Source organism: Lysinibacillus sp. Y5S-8 (genome assembly GCF_036894365.1).
GTDB classification, from domain to species: Bacteria; Bacillota; Bacilli; order Bacillales_A; family Planococcaceae; genus Lysinibacillus; species Lysinibacillus fusiformis_D.
Window position 1 is genome coordinate 1,121,923 of record NZ_CP145889.1, and the last position, 21,985, is coordinate 1,143,907.

At 37.9% G+C, this 21,985-nt stretch carries 24 protein-coding genes; all 24 read left to right on the forward strand.

What is annotated here, in order from left to right:
• Positions 1-57 precede the first annotated feature (57 nt).
• The 24 genes from topA (at position 58) to V6670_RS05320 (ending at position 21,977) form a co-directional block, all read left to right on the forward strand.
• Entirely contained in the window at positions 58-2,136 is a 2,079-nt protein-coding gene (gene topA / locus V6670_RS05205; protein WP_338652983.1) for a type I DNA topoisomerase, read from the forward strand.
• 19 nt (positions 2,137-2,155) lie between these two features.
• On the forward strand, positions 2,156-3,469 hold the full coding sequence (gene trmFO / locus V6670_RS05210; protein ID WP_338652984.1) for an FADH(2)-oxidizing methylenetetrahydrofolate--tRNA-(uracil(54)-C(5))-methyltransferase TrmFO: 1,314 nt from the start codon (positions 2,156-2,158) through the stop codon (positions 3,467-3,469).
• Between the two features lie 287 nt (positions 3,470-3,756).
• Positions 3,757-4,656, forward strand: a complete 900-nt coding sequence (xerC, locus tag V6670_RS05215) for a tyrosine recombinase XerC (protein ID WP_141903457.1) — start codon at positions 3,757-3,759, stop codon at positions 4,654-4,656.
• A gap of 21 nt (positions 4,657-4,677) precedes the next feature.
• Positions 4,678-5,223, forward strand: coding sequence for an ATP-dependent protease subunit HslV (hslV, locus tag V6670_RS05220; RefSeq protein WP_036124754.1), 546 nt, complete (start codon positions 4,678-4,680; stop codon positions 5,221-5,223).
• Positions 5,223-6,623 (forward strand): ATP-dependent protease ATPase subunit HslU, encoded by a 1,401-nt coding sequence (hslU, locus tag V6670_RS05225; protein ID WP_338652985.1) that lies wholly within the window; start codon positions 5,223-5,225, stop codon positions 6,621-6,623. Before hslV ends, hslU begins: the two co-directional genes overlap by 1 nt.
• Positions 6,624-6,710: 87 nt before the next feature.
• Positions 6,711-7,490, forward strand: a complete 780-nt coding sequence (codY, locus tag V6670_RS05230; RefSeq protein ID WP_004229266.1) for a GTP-sensing pleiotropic transcriptional regulator CodY — start codon at positions 6,711-6,713, stop codon at positions 7,488-7,490.
• Between the two features lie 592 nt (positions 7,491-8,082).
• Positions 8,083-8,475 carry a flagellar basal body rod protein FlgB gene (flgB, locus tag V6670_RS05235; RefSeq protein WP_036124750.1) on the forward strand — a complete coding sequence of 131 codons (393 nt, stop codon included), beginning with the start codon at positions 8,083-8,085 and terminating at the stop codon, positions 8,473-8,475.
• 3 nt (positions 8,476-8,478) lie between these two features.
• Positions 8,479-8,940, forward strand: a complete 462-nt coding sequence (gene flgC / locus V6670_RS05240; RefSeq protein ID WP_036124747.1) for a flagellar basal body rod protein FlgC — start codon at positions 8,479-8,481, stop codon at positions 8,938-8,940.
• A 23-nt stretch (positions 8,941-8,963) separates the two neighbouring features.
• Positions 8,964-9,269, forward strand: a complete 306-nt coding sequence (gene fliE, locus V6670_RS05245; protein ID WP_036124744.1) for a flagellar hook-basal body complex protein FliE — start codon at positions 8,964-8,966, stop codon at positions 9,267-9,269.
• Between the two features lie 120 nt (positions 9,270-9,389).
• Complete coding sequence (fliF, locus tag V6670_RS05250) at positions 9,390-10,982, forward strand: flagellar basal-body MS-ring/collar protein FliF (protein ID WP_141903458.1); 1,593 nt, start codon at positions 9,390-9,392, stop codon at positions 10,980-10,982.
• Between the two features lie 15 nt (positions 10,983-10,997).
• A complete protein-coding gene (gene fliG / locus V6670_RS05255; protein ID WP_036124740.1) occupies positions 10,998-12,011 on the forward strand; it encodes a flagellar motor switch protein FliG in 1,014 nt (337 codons plus the stop codon).
• Complete coding sequence (gene fliH / locus V6670_RS05260) at positions 12,004-12,792, forward strand: flagellar assembly protein FliH (protein WP_338652986.1); 789 nt, start codon at positions 12,004-12,006, stop codon at positions 12,790-12,792. Before fliG ends, fliH begins: the two co-directional genes overlap by 8 nt.
• 5 nt (positions 12,793-12,797) lie before the next feature.
• Complete coding sequence (gene fliI / locus V6670_RS05265; RefSeq protein ID WP_338654497.1) at positions 12,798-14,123, forward strand: flagellar protein export ATPase FliI; 1,326 nt, start codon at positions 12,798-12,800, stop codon at positions 14,121-14,123.
• Positions 14,124-14,573 carry a flagellar export protein FliJ gene (gene fliJ / locus V6670_RS05270; RefSeq protein ID WP_141903460.1) on the forward strand — a complete coding sequence of 150 codons (450 nt, stop codon included), beginning with the start codon at positions 14,124-14,126 and terminating at the stop codon, positions 14,571-14,573.
• A 4-nt stretch (positions 14,574-14,577) separates the two neighbouring features.
• Positions 14,578-15,186 carry a hypothetical protein gene (locus tag V6670_RS05275; RefSeq protein ID WP_141903461.1) on the forward strand — a complete coding sequence of 203 codons (609 nt, stop codon included), beginning with the start codon at positions 14,578-14,580 and terminating at the stop codon, positions 15,184-15,186.
• Positions 15,187-15,212: 26 nt separating this feature from the next.
• On the forward strand, positions 15,213-16,478 hold the full coding sequence (locus V6670_RS05280) for a flagellar hook-length control protein FliK (RefSeq protein WP_338652987.1): 1,266 nt from the start codon (positions 15,213-15,215) through the stop codon (positions 16,476-16,478).
• 2 nt (positions 16,479-16,480) lie between these two features.
• A complete protein-coding gene (gene flgD, locus V6670_RS05285) occupies positions 16,481-17,170 on the forward strand; it encodes a flagellar hook assembly protein FlgD (protein WP_141903463.1) in 690 nt (229 codons plus the stop codon).
• Positions 17,171-17,185: 15 nt separating this feature from the next.
• Complete coding sequence (locus tag V6670_RS05290) at positions 17,186-17,554, forward strand: TIGR02530 family flagellar biosynthesis protein (protein ID WP_058843517.1); 369 nt, start codon at positions 17,186-17,188, stop codon at positions 17,552-17,554.
• Between the two features lie 86 nt (positions 17,555-17,640).
• Positions 17,641-18,609, forward strand: coding sequence for a flagellar basal body rod protein FlgG (gene flgG / locus V6670_RS05295; RefSeq protein ID WP_141903464.1), 969 nt, complete (start codon positions 17,641-17,643; stop codon positions 18,607-18,609).
• A 101-nt stretch (positions 18,610-18,710) separates the two neighbouring features.
• Positions 18,711-18,932 (forward strand): flagellar FlbD family protein, encoded by a 222-nt coding sequence (locus tag V6670_RS05300; protein WP_036124831.1) that lies wholly within the window; start codon positions 18,711-18,713, stop codon positions 18,930-18,932.
• Complete coding sequence (gene fliL, locus V6670_RS05305; RefSeq protein ID WP_141903465.1) at positions 18,922-19,350, forward strand: flagellar basal body-associated protein FliL; 429 nt, start codon at positions 18,922-18,924, stop codon at positions 19,348-19,350. The genes V6670_RS05300 and fliL overlap by 11 nt, the downstream gene beginning before the upstream one ends.
• 31 nt (positions 19,351-19,381) lie before the next feature.
• Positions 19,382-20,377: a flagellar motor switch protein FliM gene (gene fliM, locus V6670_RS05310; protein ID WP_036124724.1), complete on the forward strand. Its 996-nt coding sequence runs from the start codon at positions 19,382-19,384 to the stop codon at positions 20,375-20,377.
• Positions 20,370-21,593, forward strand: a complete 1,224-nt coding sequence (fliY, locus tag V6670_RS05315; RefSeq protein ID WP_058843505.1) for a flagellar motor switch phosphatase FliY — start codon at positions 20,370-20,372, stop codon at positions 21,591-21,593. The genes fliM and fliY overlap by 8 nt, the downstream gene beginning before the upstream one ends.
• A 21-nt stretch (positions 21,594-21,614) precedes the next feature.
• Positions 21,615-21,977, forward strand: a complete 363-nt coding sequence (locus tag V6670_RS05320; RefSeq protein WP_004269288.1) for a response regulator — start codon at positions 21,615-21,617, stop codon at positions 21,975-21,977.
• Positions 21,978-21,985 lie beyond the last annotated feature (8 nt).

A 21,985-nucleotide genomic window follows, 5' to 3' on the forward strand; every position in this document is an offset into this window, starting at 1 on the left:
TTTGCAACAGGTAACTTAAAAAAATTAGTAATAGACCTCGCTAAGGGGGAGACATAGATGGCGGATTATTTAGTGATTGTAGAATCACCAGCAAAAGCAAAAACGATTGAACGATATTTAGGAAAGAAATATAAAGTAAAAGCGTCGGTTGGACACGTACGAGATCTTCCACGTAGCCAAATGGGTGTTAGTGCTGAAAATAACTTTGAGCCTAAGTATATTACGATACGCGGTAAAGGACCTGTTTTACAGGAATTAAAATCTGCGGCTAAAAAAGTGAAGAAAGTATATCTAGCGGCCGATCCAGACCGCGAGGGAGAAGCGATTGCTTGGCACCTTGCGACTGCGCTAAATATTGATATTCACTCGGATTGTCGTGTGGTATTTAACGAAATTACCAAAGATGCGATAATAGATTCCTTTAAAAACCCACGTCCAATCAATATGGATTTAGTAGATGCACAACAAACAAGACGTATTCTGGATCGACTTGTTGGCTATAACATTAGTCCGATACTGTGGAAAAAAGTGAAAAAAGGTTTATCTGCAGGGCGTGTACAATCTGTAGCGCTACGTATGATCATTGATCGTGAAAATGAAATTAAGAACTTTAAACCAGAAGAGTATTGGACAATTGAAGGAACGTTTGAAAAAGGTAAAAAAACATTTGATGCGCTTTACTATGGAAATGGTAAAGAAAAAATTAAATTAACAAATGAGGCACAAGTAAAGGCAATATTAAAAGATGTAAAAGGAACAAACTTTGATGTTGTCAATGTTACGAAAAAAGAACGCAAACGTAATGCTGCACCAGCCTTTACAACATCTTCCTTACAGCAGGAGGCAGCAAGAAAATTAAATTTCCGAGCTAAGAAAACGATGATGCTAGCTCAGCAATTATATGAAGGTATTGATATTGGGAAAAAAGAGGGAACAGTCGGGTTAATCACCTATATGCGTACCGATTCCACACGTATTTCAGATACGGCAAAAGCAGAAGCGGTTACTTATATTGAAGGAAAATATGGCAAAGAATTTATTGCAACAGATATAAAACAAACGAAGAAGGCTTCGAATGCACAGGATGCTCATGAGGCGATCCGTCCAACGAGTACAATGAGAACACCAGAAGAATTAAAAGCAGTTCTTAGTCGTGATCAGTTACGTTTATATCGTTTAATTTGGGAGCGCTTTATCGCGAGCCAAATGGCACCAGCAGTTCTTGATACAGTAGCTGTAGATATTCAAAATGGTGATGTACTATTTCGTGCAAACGGCTCACAAGTTAAATTCGCAGGCTTTATGAAACTATATATCGAAGGTACTGACGATCAAACAGAGGAGACGACAAAGCTTTTACCTGAGATGGCAATTGGTGATCAAGTAAAATCGCTCGAAATTGAGCCTAAACAACATTTTACACAGCCACCACCACGTTATTCAGAGGCGCGGCTTGTTAAAACTATGGAAGAACTAGGCATTGGGCGCCCATCCACATACGCACCGACCCTCGATACAATTCAGCGCCGTGGCTATGTTGTATTAGATGCTAAACGCTTTATGCCAACAGAGCTAGGTGAAATTGTACATCAACTCGTACTAGAATTTTTCCCAGATATCATAAACATCGAATTTACAGCACAAATGGAACAAGATTTAGATGATATTGAAGAAGGCAACCGTCAATGGAAAAGTGTTGTGGAAGAGTTTTATACAGATTTTGAAGTGCATGTAAAACATGCGGATGAAGCTATGGAAAAAGTTGTGATTAAAGATGAGCCTGCTGGAGAGGATTGCGAACTTTGTGGATCTCCTATGGTCTTTAAACTGGGTCGCTATGGTAAATTTATGGCTTGCTCAAACTTCCCAGATTGTAGAAATACAAAAGCTATTATGAAACCAATTGGTGTAAAATGTCCTTCCTGTGAAACAGGCGAAATTGTGGAGCGAAAAAGTAAAACAAAACGTCTATTCTATGGTTGCAATCAGTATCCAGAATGTGAATTTGTATCATGGGACAAGCCAATTAGTAGACCATGTCCAAAATGTAATGCATTATTAGTAGAGAAAAAGATAAAAAAAGGTGTGCAAATTCAATGTACGAAATGTGACTATGAAGAAGCACCAACTCAATGATAGGAAGATGGTAAGAAACATGACTGAACAAGTAGTAAATGTAATAGGAGCAGGTCTTGCTGGTAGTGAAGCTGCATGGCAAATTGCAAAGCGTGGGGTAAAAGTAAGACTTTATGAAATGCGTCCAGTAAAGCAAACTCCGGCACATCATACTGATAAATTTGCAGAGCTTGTTTGTTCTAACTCATTGCGTGCAAATGGTTTAACAAATGCTGTAGGCGTTATTAAAGAAGAGATGCGTACGTTAGATTCAGTTATCTTAAAGGCAGCAGATCAGTGTTCAGTACCAGCTGGAGGTGCATTGGCGGTAGACCGTCATGAATTTGCGGGCTATGTGACAGAGACTGTGAAAAACCATCCACTTGTGGAGGTCATTCATGAAGAAGTCACAGAAATTCCTGAAGGTATAACAGTTATTGCTACAGGTCCACTAACATCAAAAGCTTTAGCTGAAAAAATTCAAGGTTTAACAGGCTTGGATTACTTATACTTCTACGATGCAGCAGCACCTATTATCGAAAAAGATAGCATAGATATGGATAAAGTTTATTTGAAATCTCGTTACGATAAAGGAGAAGCGGCTTATTTAAACTGTCCTATGACAAAGGAAGAATTTGATCGTTTCCGTCAAGCCTTGATCGAAGCAGAAGTTGTGCCATTGAAGGAATTTGAAAGAGAAATTTACTTTGAGGGTTGTATGCCGATTGAAGTTATGGCAGCTCGCGGAGAGAAAACCATGTTATTTGGACCGATGAAACCAGTTGGTCTTGAAGATCCAAAAACAGGAAAACGTCCGTATGCGGTTGTGCAACTTCGTCAAGATGATGCTGCTGGTACCCTTTACAACATTGTAGGCTTCCAAACTCATTTAAAATGGGGTCCACAAAAGGAAGTGCTACAGCTAATTCCAGGGTTAGAGAATGTAGAAATTGTACGTTATGGCGTCATGCACCGAAATACATTCATTAATTCACCAAAAGTTTTAGAAAAAACGTATCAGCTTCGTGAGCATAAGAATATTTTCTTTGCAGGTCAGATGACGGGTGTAGAAGGATATGTTGAATCAGCAGGAAGTGGATTAATTGCAGGAATTAATGCAGCTCGTTTAGCACTTGGACAAGAGCCTATTATTTTCCCATTCGAAACGGCATTAGGAAGTATGGCGCGTTATATAACAGAAGCACAGTCAAAAAACTTCCAGCCGATGAACGTTAACTTCGGTATATTCCCTGAATTACCACCTGGTCGTCGTTCAAAACCAGAGCGTGCGGAAATGCATGCAACACGCGCAATAAGCTCAATTCACAATTTTGTGAATTCACAAACAATTTAATTGCAAAAAGCCTCTAAAAGTTGATATACTCTTAGAGGCTTTTTCTTTTTGTAGACAAAATGCTTAATTAGACGTATTTTATTATTTTGTATGAAGATTTTCTCAATTTATAACTAATTACACTTGCTATATTCTGAAGATAGGTTTAGTGTCAGTATGTATGTTTATTAATGAAATGAAAAACGATACAAACTTGTAAGAGATGACAAAGAAATATTTATCCGTTATATTACAAGTGTCAGTCATTTGAGAAAATTATTAATAAATCATTGGTGGTGAATCTTTCCATGTTAGTTTCGTCCCAAGATGCACTCGAACAGTTCATGCTTTACATCCAAGTTGAAAAGAACTTCTCTGTTCATACAGTGCGAGAATATGAATCAGACCTGCTAGATTTTTTAACCTTTTTACAAAGAGAGGGCATCGATGATTTAGCGAGTGTTGAATATATACATGCACGTCTTTATGTAACAAAGTTGTACGATGAGAAAAGGGCAAGGGCCTCTATTTCTAGGAAAATTTCCTCGATACGCTCCTTTTTTCGCTTTCTAAATAGACAGTACGGATTAGATGACGGAGCATTTCGTTCTCTTTATCATCCAAAAAAAGAATCACGTTTACCCAATTTTTTCTACGAAGAAGAATTGAAGCAGCTATTTGATGCGAATACTGGTGATGATTTGAAATCATTGAGAAATATAGCTATATTAGAGCTGTTGTATGCGACAGGTATTCGTGTAAGTGAACTGACTTCAATCCAAGTAGAGGATGTAGATTTTCATTATTCGATTATACGGGTAATGGGAAAAGGTCGAAAAGAACGAATTATTCCATTTGGTCAATTTGCGAGTTTAGCAATGCAGGACTACATAGAGCAAGCTCGTCCACGATTGATGAAAAAAACTAGTCACCAGCAGTTGTTTGTCAATATGCGTGGTGGGGAACTTACTCCTCGAGGGGTACGTCATATTTTAAACGAAATGATTGACAAGGCCTCACTCCATACGAAAATTTACCCACACATGCTTCGCCATACTTTTGCCACACATTTATTGAATAATGGCGCAGATTTGCGGACAGTGCAGGAGTTATTAGGTCACTCACATTTATCTTCTACACAAGTTTACACACATGTAACAAAAGAGCATCTTCGTCAAACATATATGAATGCCCATCCAAGGGCATAATAGAGCTAAGGAGGAAGGCAGATGGGACAAATTCATGCGACAACGATATTTGCAGTTCATCATAACGGAGGCTGTGCCATGGCTGGTGATGGTCAAGTAACATTGGGAAATGCAGTTGTGATGAAGGGAACAGCAAAAAAGGTCAGACGTCTGTTTAATGGGCAGGTCCTTGCAGGTTTTGCAGGTTCCGTCGCTGATGCATTTACACTTTTTGAGATGTTTGAAGGCAAACTAAATGAGTATAATGGTAATTTACAGCGTGCAGCAGTGGAAGTAGCAAAGCAGTGGCGCGGTGATAAAATGCTTCGCCAGTTAGAAGCGATGTTATTAGTAATGGATAAAACGACATTGCTACTCGTTTCAGGTACAGGGGAAGTCATTGAACCGGATGATGGCATTTTGGCTATTGGTTCTGGTGGAAATTATGCATTATCCGCAGGTAGAGCATTGAAAAAATATGCAGGTGAAACAATGACTGCTCGTGAAATTGCTGAGGCGGCATTAGAAACAGCTGCTGAAATCTGTGTATTTACGAATCATAATATTATCGTGGAGGCGCTGAACTAATGACGCAAAAAAATTTAACGCCAAGACAAATTACTGAGCATTTAGATCGTTATATTGTTGGGCAGAATGAAGCTAAGCGCGCTGTAGCCATTGCGTTACGTAATCGCTATCGTCGTTCGTTGTTACATGAGGATATGAAGGATGAAGTTATTCCTAAAAATATATTAATGATTGGACCAACAGGTGTCGGAAAAACGGAAATTGCCAGAAGAATTGCTAAGCTTACAAATGCTCCTTTTGTGAAAGTTGAAGCGACAAAGTTTACTGAGGTAGGTTATGTAGGACGTGATGTTGAGTCAATGGTACGTGACTTAGTAGAAGCCTCACATCGTCTAGTAAAGGAAGAAATGATGGAGTCTGTTAAGGAACAAGCAGAAGAATTAGCAAATGAAGCGATTGTGAAACTTTTGGTGCCTTCTTTACGTAAGAAACAGGCGATGCAAAATCCGTTTGAAATGCTATTTGGTGGTAAAGAGCAACCAACGACTGATGATTCTTCAACAGATGAGGTTGAAGTACGCTCTAAGCGTGCACAAATTGCGATTGATTTACGCAACGGTAAATTAGAAAATGAGTGGGTTACTGTAGAGGTAACAGAACAAAATCCATCTATTTTTGATGCGTTACAAGGAACGGGAATGGATATGTCTGCGAATAGTGGCATGCAGGATATGTTATCCAGTTTGATGCCGAAGAAACAGAAAAAACGTCGTGTACAAGTGAAGGACGCACGTCGTATTTTAACAGTTGAAGAAGCGAATAAGCTGATAGATGCAGATGAAGTGGCACAAGAAGCTATTACTAGAGCTGAGCAAACAGGTATCATTTTTATTGATGAAATCGATAAAATTGCTAGTAAAGAAGGTAATTCTTCAGCAAATGTCTCACGTGAAGGTGTCCAACGAGATATTTTACCAATCGTTGAAGGTTCAACTGTTACAACGAAATACGGTGCGGTGAAAACAGATTATATGCTGTTTGTGGCTGCTGGTGCATTCCATATGTCGAAGCCATCAGATTTGATTCCCGAATTGCAAGGACGCTTTCCAATTCGTGTAGAGCTTGAAAAATTAACAAAACAGGATTTTGTACGTATTTTACAAGAACCAGACCAATCACTTATTTTGCAATATAAGGCATTGTTAGAAACGGAAGGCGTGGAAATTCATTTCACAACTGATGCTATTGAACGAATTGCTGAAATTGCTACTGAGGTTAATCAGGAAACTGACAATATCGGAGCCCGTCGATTACACACGATATTAGAACGTTTACTTGAAGAACTATCGTTTGAAGCTTCTGAAATAGCACCAGCAAGTATCCCGATCAATGCTGCGTATGTAGATCAAAAACTTGCGGGTATAGTAAAAAACAAAGATTTGTCACGGTTTATATTGTAAGAAAAAGCTAATTAGTATCATTCAATAATAAAAACCTTTAGAATATTTAATAAATACTCTTCGGATTATTTATAGGAGGAACATATAATGAATTTATTAGAAAAAACACGTAAAATTAACTCGATGCTTCAAGCATCTGCTGGTAAACCAGTAAACTTTAAGGAAATGGCCGATACATTAGGCGATATTATTGATAGTAATGTCTATATTTTAAGTCGCAAAGGAAAATTATTAGGTATTTCAATTCACCAACAAATTGAAAATGAGCGTATGAAAAAAATGTTCGAAGAGAGACAGTTCCCAGAAGAATACACACATAGCTTGTTTACGATCTCTGAAACATCATCAAATTTAGATATTAACAACGAACATACTGCTTTCCCAGTTGAAAACAAAGATTTATTCCAAAACGCTTTAACAACAATTGTACCGATTGTTGGTGGTGGTGAACGTTTAGGTACATTAATCCTTGCTCGTTTATCTTCACAATTTGAAGATGATGATCTAATTTTAGCAGAGTATGGTGCGACAGTAGTTGGTATGGAAATTTTACGTGAAAAATCAGAAGAAATTGAAGAAGAAGCTCGTAGCAAAGCTGTCGTACAAATGGCTATTAATTCACTTTCATACAGTGAGTTAGAAGCAATTGAGCATATCTTCGAAGAACTTGATGGCAATGAAGGCTTACTAGTTGCTTCTAAGATTGCTGACCGTGTGGGTATTACGCGTTCAGTGATTGTCAACGCATTACGTAAACTTGAATCTGCTGGTGTCATTGAGTCTCGCTCTTTAGGTATGAAAGGTACTTATATTAAAGTGCTAAACGATAAATTCTTAAATGCTTTAGCAGAAATTAAAATGAAATAAATACTTCTTTAAGAAGATTCTGAAAGCGTCTAGGGTAAAACTAGGCGCTTTTTTGTGTGTATTAGCCCGTGAGGGAGGGGATTTTTGTGCTTATTTTTTTGCCATAAGTACAAAAATGCTGATTATTGTAGGTTCTTATTTCTTTCTTCCTAATGCTGTTCAAAAAATCGTCACTACCTTTAGCATATAAAAATGTAATGTGTGTTACTTTAGAAGAATGGTGAAAAACTTGTTCAAATATGTGTCACATTTATAGGCAAAATATGCTTGTGTTGATTGAACTAGTAAAATGGGACCTTTATTTAGTCAATATTTATAAGGCGATAAAGCTCAGAAAAAGGCATATTTAATACAAAAACCGTAAACACTGTCGAAATGGTGTAAAATAACTAGATGTCTAATAACCTTTGATAAACCTTAGAGACATAAGGGATGCAGAAGTTTTGTCATGGTTATACATTAGAAAAAATAGGGCGGATAGACTATTAAAAAGTGACAAAAGACAATAGACACTAGGTATCATCTTAATTACAATTGTATTATTGGATAAATTAACAAGTACATAAATTGAAATAAAATGAGGTGAACAGTTTTGAATTTATTTGGTGGAACTATTAGTAGCCTGGAAAACGGACTTTCCTATGCAACTTTGAATCATAAAACAATCGCAAACAATATTGCGAATGTCGATACGCCTAATTATAAGGCGAAAAATGTTAGTTTTAAGGATATGTTGGTAGAACAGCAAAGTATGTCTATTTCCGCATATCGTACTGACAGCAGACATTATGATTTCACAATTCGACAATCTACGCCTGGCGTTAATAATGTCGAGAACTTGCGATATAGAAATAATGGCAATGCTGTAGATATGGATGCTGAGCAGGCAAAATTAGCAGAGAATCAAATTTATTACAATGCTTTAATTGACCGTGTTAATGGAAAATTAAACACATTGAATACCGTTATAAAGGGAGGTAAGTAATAGATGTCTATATTTCATGGGATGAATACCACTGCCTCTGCTTTAACAGCGCAACGATTACGAATGGATGTTATTTCTTCCAATATGGCAAACGTGGATACGACTCGTGCTCGTCAAGTGAATGGGGAATGGGAACCGTATCGACGTAAGTCTGTGACGTTCGCAGCACAAGAAGGACAATTCTCGAAATTTCTGAATGTAGCCCTTGGTAAAAATGCGAAAAGTGGTGTTGGCAATGGTGTGAAAGTTTCTCGAATTTCAGAAGATCAAGAAACACCTTTCAAACTTGTTTATGACCCAACTCATCCAGATGCAAATGCAGATGGTTATGTGAATATGCCAAATGTTGATCCATTGAAAGAGATGGTAGATTTAATGTCAGCTACACGTTCCTATGAGGCGAATATAACTGTATTTAACGCAAATAAATCCATGCTAACAAAGGCTTTAGAGATTGGTAAATAAATAAGTAGAAAGGAAGATACATAATGACTATTTCGTCCGTTTCGCTAATGACACCTACTCAGGTTGTAAATGAAACAAATAAACTCAATACAACACCTTATGAAGCGCAACAAAGCTTCGCGAACTCGTTAAAAGAAGCAATAGCCAAAGTAAATGATCAGCAAATAACTTCTGATAAGTTTACTCAAAAGCTAATTAAAGGTGAAGATGTGGAGTTGCATGAAGTGATGATTGCTTCACAAAAGGCGAGCATTACATTAAACGCAACAATTGAAGTTCGCAATAAGGTGATTGAAGCTTACCAAGAAATAATGCGAATGAGTGTTTAATTTTATTGTCTAGATAAGGAAACTCTTTTCAAACTAGATTAATAACCACTACTATAGTGGACTCATTATGTTCGCAAATTATTGATGGCTAGGTTATTCACTATAACCGGAGGATTCATAATGAATGAACGATTGACGAAAATAAAAAACGACACCAGTCAATTTTGGACAAGTCGAAGTAAAAAGCAAAAAATAGTTATGATTGGCTCCGTGGTAGGCGTCATCGCACTTGCAGCCATCGTGACGTTTTTTGCTTCGAAAACTACATATGTTCCACTTTATAAAGATTTATCAACAAGAGAAATTGGACAAGTAAAGGAAGCACTAGATTCCCAAGGTGTGAACTATGAAATTGCTCCAGGTGGAACATCTATTTTAGTGCCAGAAGAGCAAGTTGACTCCTTGTTAGTACAATTAGCTTCAGAGGGCTATCCGCAAACAGGTACAATTGATTACTCATTTGCTAATAGTTCAGGATTTGGTATGACAGATAATGAATTTAACCTCTTAAAAAAAGCAGCAACTGAAACTGAAATTGCTAAGCTTTTTAAAAATTTAGAGGGTGTAAAAGATGCCAAAGTAATGATTACAGTTCCTGAAGAAGGGGTATTCGTAACGGATGTGCAAGGCGAGGCAACGGCATCTATTGTTTTAAATACAGACCCTGGCTATAAATTTACAGAACAGCAAATTACTACTATGTACAATTTGGTGTCAAAAAGTATTCCCAATTTAAAAACTGAAAACATCGTAATCTCTAATCAATTCTCAGAGTACTTTGATTTGAATGCTGCTACTACTGATGGTACTTCCACAGCGACAGCCGAAGGTCAATTACAAATGAAGAAATTAGTAGAACGTGATCTACAGCGTCAAGTGCAAAATATGCTAGGAACGTTGATGGGACAAGATAAAGTGATGGTTTCTGTCACGACGGATATTGACTTCAAGAAAGAAAATCGTGAAGAAAACCTTGTGACACCTGTTGATGAAGAAAATATGGAAGGTATCGCAATTAGTGCTCAACGAATTACAGAGCAGTATTCTGGTACAGGCGCAGCAGCTGCAGGAACACCTGAAGCTGAAACAACTACAGATAACTTCACAACGTATAACGAAGGTGTAACAGGAAATGGTGATTATGAACGTACAGAGGAAACGATCAATAATGACGTGAATCGTATACGTAAAGATATCCAAGAAGCTCCTTATAAAGTTCAAGATATTGGAATTCAAGTCATTGTTGAACCACCAACAGCGACAGATGCAGCGTCATTACCAGATGGTGTTCGGGAAGATATCGAGAAAATTTTAAGTACAATAGTTCGTACAACAATTTCCAAAGATGTGGCAGCAGAACTTACACAAGAGCAAATTGACGAGAAAGTAGCTGTTTCAGTACAACCTTTATATGGTAAAGCGACAGAGGTCGCTGATGAAAAACCAGTTATCCCATGGTGGGTTTGGGTCATTGGCGGTATCTTATTAGCTGTTATTTTATTACTAGCATTCTTTATTATCCGTTCTCGTAAGCGTGCGCAGGAAGAAGAAGAGCTAAGTATCCTAGAAGAACAAGAAGAATTAATGATTGATGATATTAATGAAGAAATTGAAACGGAAGCTACAATGCGTCGTAAGCAGCTTGAAAAAATGGCTAAAGAAAAGCCAGACGATTTTGCAAAGTTACTGCGTAGTTGGATTGCGGAAGACTAACTAGGAGGTTCGGCTGTGTCCAAGAAAGATAAGGAATTAACCGGAAAACAAAAGGCCGCACTCTTGTTAATTTCATTAGGGCCTGAGGTTTCAGCTTCTGTCTATAAACACTTAACAGAGGAAGAAATTGAACGTTTAACATTAGAAATTTCAAGTGTCAAAAAAGTAGAATCAAATGTCAAAGAAGAGATTATTGAAGAATTTCACAATATCGCACTAGCGCAAGACTATATCACACAAGGTGGTATTGGCTACGCGAAAACAGTATTAGAAAAAGCGCTTGGTGTTGAACAAGCGCAAACGATTATTAATCGTCTAACATCTTCTCTACAAGTGCGTCCGTTTGATTTTGCTAGAAGAGCTGATCCAGCACAAATTTTTAACTTTATTCAAAATGAACATCCACAAACAATTGCCCTGATTCTCTCTTATTTAGAGGCGGGGCAAGCGGGTGTTATTTTATCTTCACTACCACAGGAAGTACAGGCGGATATTGCTAAACGTATAGCAGTAATGGAATCGACTTCTCCAGAAGTAATTAGTGAAATTGAATCTGTATTAGAGCGTAAATTATCGTCAACAGTTACACAGGATTACACTGAAACAGGTGGTATTGATGCTGTCGTAGAAGTATTAAATGGCGTAGATCGACAAACAGAAAAAACAATTCTCGATGCACTTGAAATACAGGATCCAGAACTTGCAGAGGAAATCAAGAAACGTATGTTTGTGTTCGAAGATATCGTTACACTCGACAATCGTTCCATTCAACGTGTTATTCGTGACTGTGAAAACGAAGACTTACTGCTTTCAATGAAGGTATCAAGTGAAGAAGTAAAAGATATTATTTTCCGCAATATGTCACAGCGTATGGCTGATACATTTAAAGAAGAAATGGAAATTATGGGACCTGTACGATTACGTGACGTAGAGGAGGCGCAATCTCGAATTGTTGCTGTTATTCGTCGTCTAGAGGATGCTGGAGAGATTATTATTGCTCGTGGTGGAGGAGATGACGTCATTGTCTAGAATCATCCGTTCTATTTACACCCAGTCTGATAGTGACAGTATTAAAGAAATCCAAATCCGAGATATGTTTGAACCGATTGAAGCAGACCAACATGAAGTCTCATCTCAGCATCAATTAACATTGGATGAAATAATGGCAGAGCGAGATCGTTTACTTGCAGAAGCTAGAGCTACTTTGCAAGCAGAACGTGAGATGTTTGAACAAGAAAAGCAATTACACTTCCAAGAAATTGAACACTTAAAGTTAAGCTGGGAAGAAGAGAGACCGAATCGAGTGCAAGAGGCGTATGATGAGGGGTTTGGGCAAGGCTATGAAGATGGTATGAACAAAGCCTCTGAAGCAATGGCCCATTCACTTCAAACTGCGAATGAAGTTATGATTCAAGCGAAACAAAATGCACAAAAATATATTGAAGATCAAGAAGCGGTCATTTTAGAGTTAGGCTTAACTGCAGCAGAACGAATTATTGGCACCTCATTAGAGCAAGATAACGAACTGTTTGTGTCAATTGTGCGTCGAGGGTTGAAAGAAGCAAGGGAAATGAAAGAAATTAAAATTTATGTTTCCCCAACATACTACGCTTTAATTACCACTAATCGAGATGAATTAGCAGAAATGTTCCCGATGGATGTACCATTTATGATTTTTGTGAATGAAGATTTAGACAATGAAACAGATTGCTATATTGAAACAAATCATGGTCGCATTATGGTTAGTATTGATGAGCAATTGAATGAGCTTAGATTAAAGCTACATGAAATATTAGAGAGTAAGGAATGATCTTGATGAAAACGGCTCAATTAATCGAACATATTCCTCATATACCTACTTTTAAAAAGTTTGGTAGAGTAACTAGAGTTGTCGGCTTGATGATTGAGTCGCAAGGTCCAGATAGTTCCATAGGCGATGTCTGTAAAATTCATGTGGAAACTGTAAACAATGGTCACCAAATCATTTTAGCAGAGGTTGTTGGTTTTAAAGATGAGATTGTTGTCTTAATGCCATTCACCTCTTTACGTGAGATATCTATTGGCTGTCTTGTTGAAGGGACTGGTGCCCCTCTAGAAGTAAAAGTGGGCCCTGAGTTAATAGGAAAAGTATTGGATTCTATGGGGAATCCGATCGATGGCACCTTATTACCGAAAGGGTTAATGACCGTCCCTACTGAGCAAGATCCACCGAACCCACTGACTCGTCCACCGATTGACGAAAGACTCGAAGTAGGGGTGAAGGCGATTGATGGCATGCTAACAGTTGGTAATGGTCAACGTGTTGGTATTTTCGCTGGTTCTGGGGTCGGAAAAAGTACGTTACTAGGTATGATTGCTAGAAACACGCAAGCAGATTTAAATGTCATTGCGCTCATAGGAGAACGTGGTCGTGAGGTTCGTGAATTTATCGAACGTGATTTAGGCGCGGAAGGTTTAAGTCGCTCCATTGTTGTTGCAGCCACGTCAGATCAACCAGCATTAATGCGGATTAAAGGAGCTTTTACAGCGACAGCGATTGCTGAATATTTTAGAAATCGAGGCTTAAATGTCATGCTGATGATGGACTCCGTTACACGTGTAGCCATGGCACAACGTGAAATTGGACTTGCTACGGGAGAACCACCAGCACAAAAAGGATATACGCCTTCTGTATTTGCGATATTGCCTAAATTATTAGAACGTACTGGTACTAATGAAAAGGGCTCAATCACAGCATTCTATACCGTATTAGTTGATGGTGATGATATGAATGAACCAATAGCTGATACTGTGCGAGGGATATTAGATGGCCATATTGTATTGGATCGAAATCTTGCCAATAAAGGTCAATATCCAGCCATCAATGTTTTAAAAAGCGTAAGCCGTTTGATGAATCATGTTGCAGAGCCAGCGCATAAAAAAGCTGCTGAACGATTAAGGGAACTCTACTATACATATGACAAATCTGAGGATTTGATCAATATTGGAGCTTACAAAAGAGGAACTTCTAAAGAGATTGATGAGGCCATTCATTATGAACCGCTCATTACGCATTTTCTTAAACAAGGCTATTTAGACAAAGTAACATTAGAAGAAAGTGTCAATGAGTTAATAACATTATCGAACGGTGGTGCGAAATAGATGGTCAGTTATGTGTATCGTTTTGAAAAAGTGTTAACAATTCGTGAGCAAGAAAAAAACGAAACCGAAATGGCTTATAAAGAATCTGTCCGTTCTTTTGAAGAAATAGCAACAAGATTATATGAATTACTTAAAAAGAAAGAAGACTTAATCACATTTCAGCAGGAGCGTTTAACGATTGGCTCATCTATTGACGAAATTCATCATTATAGTCGTTTTATAGATAGTCTTGAGAAAACAATTGCAGATGTACAACAGAAAGTGATACAAGCTCGTGCGAAGATGAATTGGCACGAGGAAAAATTATTAGAAAAAAACTTGGAAGTACGTAAATTTGAAAAAATGAGAGAAAAAGATTTGAAGCTATTCCAGCAAGAGCAAGATCGTATAGAAAGCCTTTTTCTAGATGAAATTTCATTACAAACGTATAACAAGAGAGAAATCAGGTGATTTCATGGCAAAAAAAGACAATAGATTGACAGCGGAGTTAGTAGAAGAGCGGTCAAAGAAAAAAACAGGGGGCTTTCTAAAGTTTTTTACTTGGATTGTACTACCGATTATGTTTGTAGTAGCGGTTTTACTTGTTGTGGCAACGTTAATGAATACGAATGTCTTTGATTTAGGGAAAAAGGCAATAGGAAGCTTACCCTTTGTCCCATCAGAAGAGCAACAAGCTAAAGATGCTGCCATTAATAACGACTCTAAATTAGTCAATTTACAGGCAGAGATACAAGAAAAAGAAGCTGAAATTACACAGCTACAAAAAAAGCTTGATACAACAACAACTGAAAAAGAGAAGTTATTGATAGAAAAAGAACAGTTGCAATTTGAAATTGAAAAATTGAATCGACAACAAGATGATGTAAAGCGTGACTTTAATGATATTTTATCAACGTTCGATAAGATGTCTCCGAAAGCTGCAGCACCAGTATTAATCAATATGAGTGATGCGGAGGCGCTACGAATTTTAACAAATTTAAAGCCTGATAAGTTAGCAGCCATATTAGAGAAAATGGATGCCAAAGATGCAGCAAAATATACGGAGTTAATGGCTAAACAATAAGATAAATGAAAGGAGGTGAAAGAACAATGGATGTAGCAATGATGCAAATGATCACTAAGTCTGTACCTAATAAGGCAGCAAAATCTTCAACCGTTAATAGTCCTGAAGGTAAGGTCAATGGAACTCCGAATAAAGAAAATGTATCGAATTTCGGGTCTGTTTTTAGTAAAATGATGTCGTCTTCAACGCAAACAAACCAATCTTCGCAGCCAACTGCAACAAAGGAGCTAGCCGATTTACAAGCGGTTTTAAATGCTGATTCAATGGAGGAATTACTAGATTTACTAGGAATCCCTCATGATGATGGGTTATTAATGCTTCAGCTTGGCGAAGACAATAAAGCAGTGGCAATGGATGAAATGCTTCATTTAGAAAATATACTAAATGCATTAAGTATTGATGAAGAGCAACTTCAAAAAATAGTCCAACAGCTGCTAGGAGAAGAGAAGGAAGCTAGTGATGTTTGGGAGCTACTATCACTAGTAGATGCCCAAGCGCCGATACTGCAGGCGCAAATAGGAGCTGCTTTACAAGGTGAAGGACAAGTAACACCAAAAGACGCTACACAACTGCTTCAAGTATTGAAGCTAGCACAATTAGTCGGACAGAAAACGGACTTAACAACTTCACAAGAAAACTTATTAACAACGGTTAAGAGTCTATTAACATCATTACAAACGCAAGTAGAAACTACACAACTAACAACAACCAAAACAACTGGAGCATTGCCATTACAAGGCTTTCAGCAAGTAGTTCAGCAAGTACAAGTGACGAAGCAGAGTGAGACAAGCACAAATGACATGGTTACACCGCAAACAGTCCAAACAAAACCGGATACATTCCATGTCACATTACCAACTGCCAAACCTGCTCAGTCAGAGGCTTTGTTAAAAGAAATGCAGGCTATTATGAATAGAGCACAAATTTCAAATGCACAGGGGATCACACGCTTAACGATTAAATTGTACCCAGAAAATCTTGGGACAGTTCGTATTGAACTTGTACAAAATGATGGCGTACTGACAGCTCGTTTACTAGCTTCTACAGCTCATGGACGTGAATTACTTGATAGTCAAGCACATCAGCTAAAACAGGCTTTTGTTCAACAAAACATTCAAGTAGATCGTCTTGATATAGCACAATCACTACAAGATGCAGATCGCCAGCAACGAGATCAAAGCTTCTTCAATAATTTCTTTAAGCAGCAACAGGATGAAGAGCAAGAACATAAAAATGATGATGAAGATGAAGGACTATCCTTTGATGACTATTTAAGCAATGAGGAGGTGTGATAATGGCAGATGCAACAAAAAGTGTAAACAATACATCCATAACGGATGATTTGTATTACTCGAATTATAAAAAACCAACGAAACAAACAGGCAATAGTGAGCTTGGCAAAGACGCCTTTCTCCAACTTTTAATTACACAATTACAGCATCAGGACCCTACAAATCCTATGGATGACCGAGAATTTATTTCTCAAATGGCACAGTTTTCTTCTTTAGAACAAATGCAAAACATGACAAAGACAATGGAGTCATTATTGGCATCACAGCAACAAACACAGATGATGAATTATGCATCCTTTGTTGGTAAAGAAGTGAAATGGCATGAAATTACAGATAAAATAGATGAAAAAGGGGATCCTGTTGTAAATGAAGGAACAGGTGTAATTGAATCCTTGAAATTTGTAGATGGTAGTGTTGTATTCAAATTAGCAGATGGGAAAGAAATAACGCCTGGTAATATTTCAGGAATACTAGCTGGCTCTGGAACAAATACAGATGGCGGTAATACTGTACCAGAATCTCCGCTTGTACAGGCAAGTAAACTGATTGGTAAAAATGTTACGTATAAAGATGGCGACCAAGAATTACAAGGTCGAATTGTTTCTGTTTCAAATAAAGATGGCGTTATCTATTACGTATTAGATAATGATAAAAAACTAACAGATAAAGATTTTACAGTAATTAGCGAATAAAGGTGGAGAAGAATGATGGATAAATTTTCAATTCATCGTGTACCCTTGCATCCATCTATTCGCACAATACAACCTAAGCCAATTCAATCGCAGCAATCCTTTAAAGCCCATTTACAGGAGGCTGCAAAGCAAGAACTAAAGGTGAGCAAACATGCGCATGAGCGGATCATTGAACGTAAAATTGACATCTCTGAACAAGAATGGCAGGTAGTATCGGATAAGGTATTTGAAGCACACTCAAAAGGTGTCAAACAACCATTAGTCTTGATGGATCAAGCAGCTTTAATTGTCAGTGCTAAAAATGCTACTGTCATTACAGCAATGGATCGCACGGAGGCAAAGCAACAGTTATTTACAAATATTGATGGCACGATCGTGCTTTAAAGGCTGGACCTTCTTATGTAAGGAAGCCTTGGTGATGCTGATTGATAGAGGCACACCTATAAAAAACGAAGGGAGAACGAAAACTTATGTTACGTTCTATGTATTCAGGTATTTCAGGTCTTAAAAACTTCCAAACGAAGCTAGATGTTATTGGTAATAACATCGCAAATGTTAATACTGTTGGCTTTAAAAAGGGGCGTGTTCTTTTTAAAGATTTAATGTCTCAAACACAAGCTGGTGCATCCGCAGCAACAGCTACACGAGGTGGTGTTAACCCACAACAAGTTGGTTTGGGTTCTCAATTAGCTGCTATTGATACAATACATGGTGGCGGCTCATTACAAGGTACTGGGCGTGGACTTGACTTAGGGATTGAAGGAGATGGCTTCTTCATGGTAGCTGACGCAAATGGAGCTCCAGACCCAGATAGTGGTTTTATTGGCGAAGAAGGTTTCAATAATACCCTATTTACTCGTAATGGTGTTTTCTATATGGATAGCAATGGCTATATAGTAAATGCTGATGGTAAATATCTAGTAGGTGTATCTGCTGGAGATGAAATTGTAATGGAAGCTGATGATGATGGTATCAATCCAGATGATGCACCAGTTGCTTCTGGAGATGAAGGTGCCAACTTATTTGATGATGATGGCGTACTAGACCCAGACGATGGTGAGGTAGGACCAATCCGTATCCCTACGACTGCTAAAGAAATTAGCATCGGAGCTAATGGTACGATTGAATATGTGGACCTAAACGGTGATCGCAAATGGGCAGGACAGCTAATTATGGCTAAATTCCCGAATGCGGGTGGTCTTTCTAAGGTTGGAGGAAACTATTACCAACAAACAGCAAACTCTGGTGCTGCCTATGCACAAGTAGCCACTGTTGCAGGGATGGGTAAAGTAGTACCTGGCACAGTAGAAATGTCCAACGTAGACTTATCGGAAGAATTTACAGAGATGATTGTGGCTCAACGAGGTTTCCAAGCGAATACTCGTATTATTACAACATCAGATGAAGTGTTACAAGAGCTAGTAAACTTAAAACGATAATGATTATATAGTTCTTTAATTCATAACAGGTGTTTGATAAAACATATTTTCATATGAGGGAGGGTCGGGCCGGCTCTCACGCTAGACCCGGCCCTATTTCAATGATCGAACTAACACGTCTTAATGGCAAAGCATTTACATTAAATGCTTTATACATAGAAACAGTCGAATCGTTTCCAGATACGACTATTACTTTAACAACTGGAACAAAAGTAATTGTTTTAGAGAGTGAAGATGAGGTGCGACAAAAGGTAACTGCCTTTTATAATAATATACAAATTTTATCCAACCCGCATCTACGAGGTGAAAAAGATGAAGAATAATAAAATGTTAACAATGATTATTATTTTGCTAGTAGCAGTCATACTGATTGGCGTTATTTTGTTTGTATTGCTTACACAATTTAATAAGCCAACAGGAGCTGTTGAGCCAACCATTGATGAGATTGTAGAATCCTCTGTGGAGGTTCCTGAAATCACGACAAATCTTGCAGATAACAGAGTTGTACGCTTGTCATTAAAAATTCAAACGACAAGTAAAGATGCTGCTACAGAATTAACAAAGCGTGTTTTCCAAGTGCAAAATATTGCCATTCAAGAGCTTTCTGAAATGGAGCAAAAGGATTTAGAGGGTAAGCAAGGGAAACAAATTTTCCAAAAATCATTAAAAACAAGGTTAAATGAATTGATGCAAGAGGGAGAAGTTCAGGAAGTATATTTTACCTCCTTCATCACTCAATAAAACAGAAACTGCTTGAAATGGAGGTGGGTAAATGGCAGGAGATGTGTTATCTCAATCCGAGATAGATGCGCTGCTTTCCGCTATATCAACTGGGGAAATGTCAGCTGACGATATAAAAAAGGAGGACGAGGGACGCAAGGTTAAAGTATATGACTTTAAACGAGCACTTCGATTCTCAAAAGATCAAATCCGAAGTTTGACCCGAATACACGAAAACTTTGCACGACTATTGACAACCTTCTTTTCTGCACAGCTTAGAAGCTATGTACAGATTACGGTTGCATCGGTAGACCAAATACCATTTGAAGAGTTTGTTCGTTCGATTCCGAATATGACACTCATTAATGTGTTTGAAGTGCCACCATTAGATGGTAATATATTGATGGAAATAAATCCGAACATTGCCTATTCCATGTTAGATCGTTTAATGGGCGGTAGTGGGGCAAGTCATAGTAATGTAGATAACTTAACAGAAATTGAAACAAAGATTATGACAAACCTTTTTGAACGCTCATTCGACAATTTACGTGAGGCATGGGAAAATGTTGCAGAAATTGATCCAATATTAGTGGAGCTTGAAGTAAATCCACAATTTTTACAAATGATTTCACCAAATGAAACAGTGGTTGTAATTTCGTTAAATACGATTATTGGTGAGACAAGCGGTATGATTAACATCTGTATCCCACATGTTGTGTTGGAGCCAATTGTTCCAAATCTATCTGTTCGCTACTGGATGCAGACAAATACAAAAGAGATGTCTCCAGAGCAAACAAAAATGCTGGAAACACGTGTGAAACAAGCACAATTACCACTTTCAGTTGAACTGGGTCTGTCGGACATTACCATTGAGGATTTCCTTACAATGCAAATTGGTGATGTTATACAATTAGATCAAAAAATCGAAGATCCATTAATACTGAAAGTTGGAACATTGCCAAAATTCACGGTTCAACCAGGTAAGCAAGGCAAAAAATTAGCAATCCAGATTATCGACCCTTTGAAAGGAGGAGACGAAGATGAGTGATGAAATGCTCTCCCAAGAAGAAATTGAAGCGTTATTAAGGGGCGAGACGTTGGAAGATAAAAACAGCGACACTGCAGCTTCTTCAAATGATGAAACTAATGATTTAAGAGTTGAGGATTACCTTGATTCGTTTGCACAAGATGCATTAGGTGAGGTAGGTAACATTTCTTTCGGAAGTTCTGCTACAGCACTTTCTGCGTTATTAGGTCAAAAAGTAGATATTACTACTCCAAGTATTTCCATGATAAACCGTAATAAATTAGAAGAGGAGTTTCCTCATCCTTATGTGGCTGTACAGGTGGAATATACGATTGGTTTAACAGGTATGAATTTACTTGTTATTAAACAATCGGATGCAGCCATTATTGCTGATTTAATGTTAGGTGGCGATGGTTTAAATCCGAAGCCAGACTTAGGTGAAATTCAACTAAGTGCTGTTCAAGAGGCTATGAACCAAATGATGGGTTCAGCGGCAACATCGATGTCGACTGTATTTAATAAAAAAGTGGATATTTCTCCACCGACTATTGATTTAATGAATATTTCACAAGATGAAGGCCGTGACAATATTCCAGAAGACGATTTATTAGTTAAAGTATCCTTTAGACTACGCATTGGTAATTTAATTGATTCAAATTTAATGCAATTATTACCGCTTAAATTTAGTCAAAACATTGTAAAATCTCTTTTAGGTGAAACAGAGTCAATTGAAGAACCAGTAGCTGCAACGATTGCCCCTGAGGCACCATCAATTGCAGCGCCACCAGTTCAACAACAAGCACCTGTAACACCACCACCTGCACAACCAGTATATCAACAGCAGACAGCACCAACGCAGCAACCTATTTATCAAGAGCAACCACAGTTTACGCAACCAGCAAGACCTGCACAACCTGTGAATGTGCAACAAGCACAGTTTGCTAGCTTTGATCCAAATGTAATCTCTCAATCTGAAGCTAGAAATTTAAATATGCTACTTGATATTCCATTGCAAGTTACTGTAGAGTTAGGACGTACGAAACGTTCTGTTAAAGAGATTTTAGAACTATCGAGTGGTTCAATTATTGAGCTAGACAAATTAGCGGGGGAGCCTGTTGATATTTTAGTCAATAGTCGTTTAATCGCTAAAGGTGAAGTCGTTGTTATTGATGAAAACTTTGGTGTCCGTATTACAGATGTTTTAAGTCAAGCAGAGCGTTTAAATAATTTAAGATAGTTTCAATTGGAGGAGTTAACCATGTCTAAAAGAATTTTAATTGTAGACGACGCTGCATTTATGCGCATGATGATCAAGGATATTTTATCAAAAAATGGATTTGAAGTTGTTGGAGAGGCAGCAGATGGCTTACAGGCTGTTGAAAAGTACAATGAATTAAAACCCGATTTAGTAACAATGGATATCACAATGCCAGAGATGGACGGTATTGCGGCTCTTAAAGCGATTAAGGGAACAGATCCAAGTGCAACTGTAATTATGTGTTCAGCCATGGGACAACAAGCAATGGTAATCGATGCAATTCAAGCTGGCGCGAAAGACTTTATCGTGAAGCCTTTCCAAGCAGATCGTGTAATTGAAGCGATTCAAAAAGCACTGGGATGATTGTATGA

Coding starts and splice junctions, on each gene's coding strand:
- topA (WP_338652983.1), top strand. CDS start 58: ATGGCGGATTATTTAGTGATTGTAGAATCACCAGCAAAAGCAAAAACG.
- trmFO (WP_338652984.1), top strand. CDS start 2,156: ATGACTGAACAAGTAGTAAATGTAATAGGAGCAGGTCTTGCTGGTAGT.
- xerC (WP_141903457.1), top strand. CDS start 3,757: ATGTTAGTTTCGTCCCAAGATGCACTCGAACAGTTCATGCTTTACATC.
- hslV (WP_036124754.1), top strand. CDS start 4,678: ATGGGACAAATTCATGCGACAACGATATTTGCAGTTCATCATAACGGA.
- hslU (WP_338652985.1), top strand. CDS start 5,223: ATGACGCAAAAAAATTTAACGCCAAGACAAATTACTGAGCATTTAGAT.
- codY (WP_004229266.1), top strand. CDS start 6,711: ATGAATTTATTAGAAAAAACACGTAAAATTAACTCGATGCTTCAAGCA.
- flgC (WP_036124747.1), top strand. CDS start 8,479: ATGTCTATATTTCATGGGATGAATACCACTGCCTCTGCTTTAACAGCG.
- fliE (WP_036124744.1), top strand. CDS start 8,964: ATGACTATTTCGTCCGTTTCGCTAATGACACCTACTCAGGTTGTAAAT.
- fliF (WP_141903458.1), top strand. CDS start 9,390: ATGAATGAACGATTGACGAAAATAAAAAACGACACCAGTCAATTTTGG.
- fliI (WP_338654497.1), top strand. CDS start 12,798: ATGAAAACGGCTCAATTAATCGAACATATTCCTCATATACCTACTTTT.
- fliJ (WP_141903460.1), top strand. CDS start 14,124: ATGGTCAGTTATGTGTATCGTTTTGAAAAAGTGTTAACAATTCGTGAG.
- V6670_RS05275 (WP_141903461.1), top strand. CDS start 14,578: ATGGCAAAAAAAGACAATAGATTGACAGCGGAGTTAGTAGAAGAGCGG.
- V6670_RS05280 (WP_338652987.1), top strand. CDS start 15,213: ATGGATGTAGCAATGATGCAAATGATCACTAAGTCTGTACCTAATAAG.
- flgD (WP_141903463.1), top strand. CDS start 16,481: ATGGCAGATGCAACAAAAAGTGTAAACAATACATCCATAACGGATGAT.
- V6670_RS05290 (WP_058843517.1), top strand. CDS start 17,186: ATGGATAAATTTTCAATTCATCGTGTACCCTTGCATCCATCTATTCGC.
- flgG (WP_141903464.1), top strand. CDS start 17,641: ATGTTACGTTCTATGTATTCAGGTATTTCAGGTCTTAAAAACTTCCAA.
- V6670_RS05300 (WP_036124831.1), top strand. CDS start 18,711: ATGATCGAACTAACACGTCTTAATGGCAAAGCATTTACATTAAATGCT.
- fliL (WP_141903465.1), top strand. CDS start 18,922: ATGAAGAATAATAAAATGTTAACAATGATTATTATTTTGCTAGTAGCA.
- fliM (WP_036124724.1), top strand. CDS start 19,382: ATGGCAGGAGATGTGTTATCTCAATCCGAGATAGATGCGCTGCTTTCC.
- fliY (WP_058843505.1), top strand. CDS start 20,370: ATGAGTGATGAAATGCTCTCCCAAGAAGAAATTGAAGCGTTATTAAGG.
- V6670_RS05320 (WP_004269288.1), top strand. CDS start 21,615: ATGTCTAAAAGAATTTTAATTGTAGACGACGCTGCATTTATGCGCATG.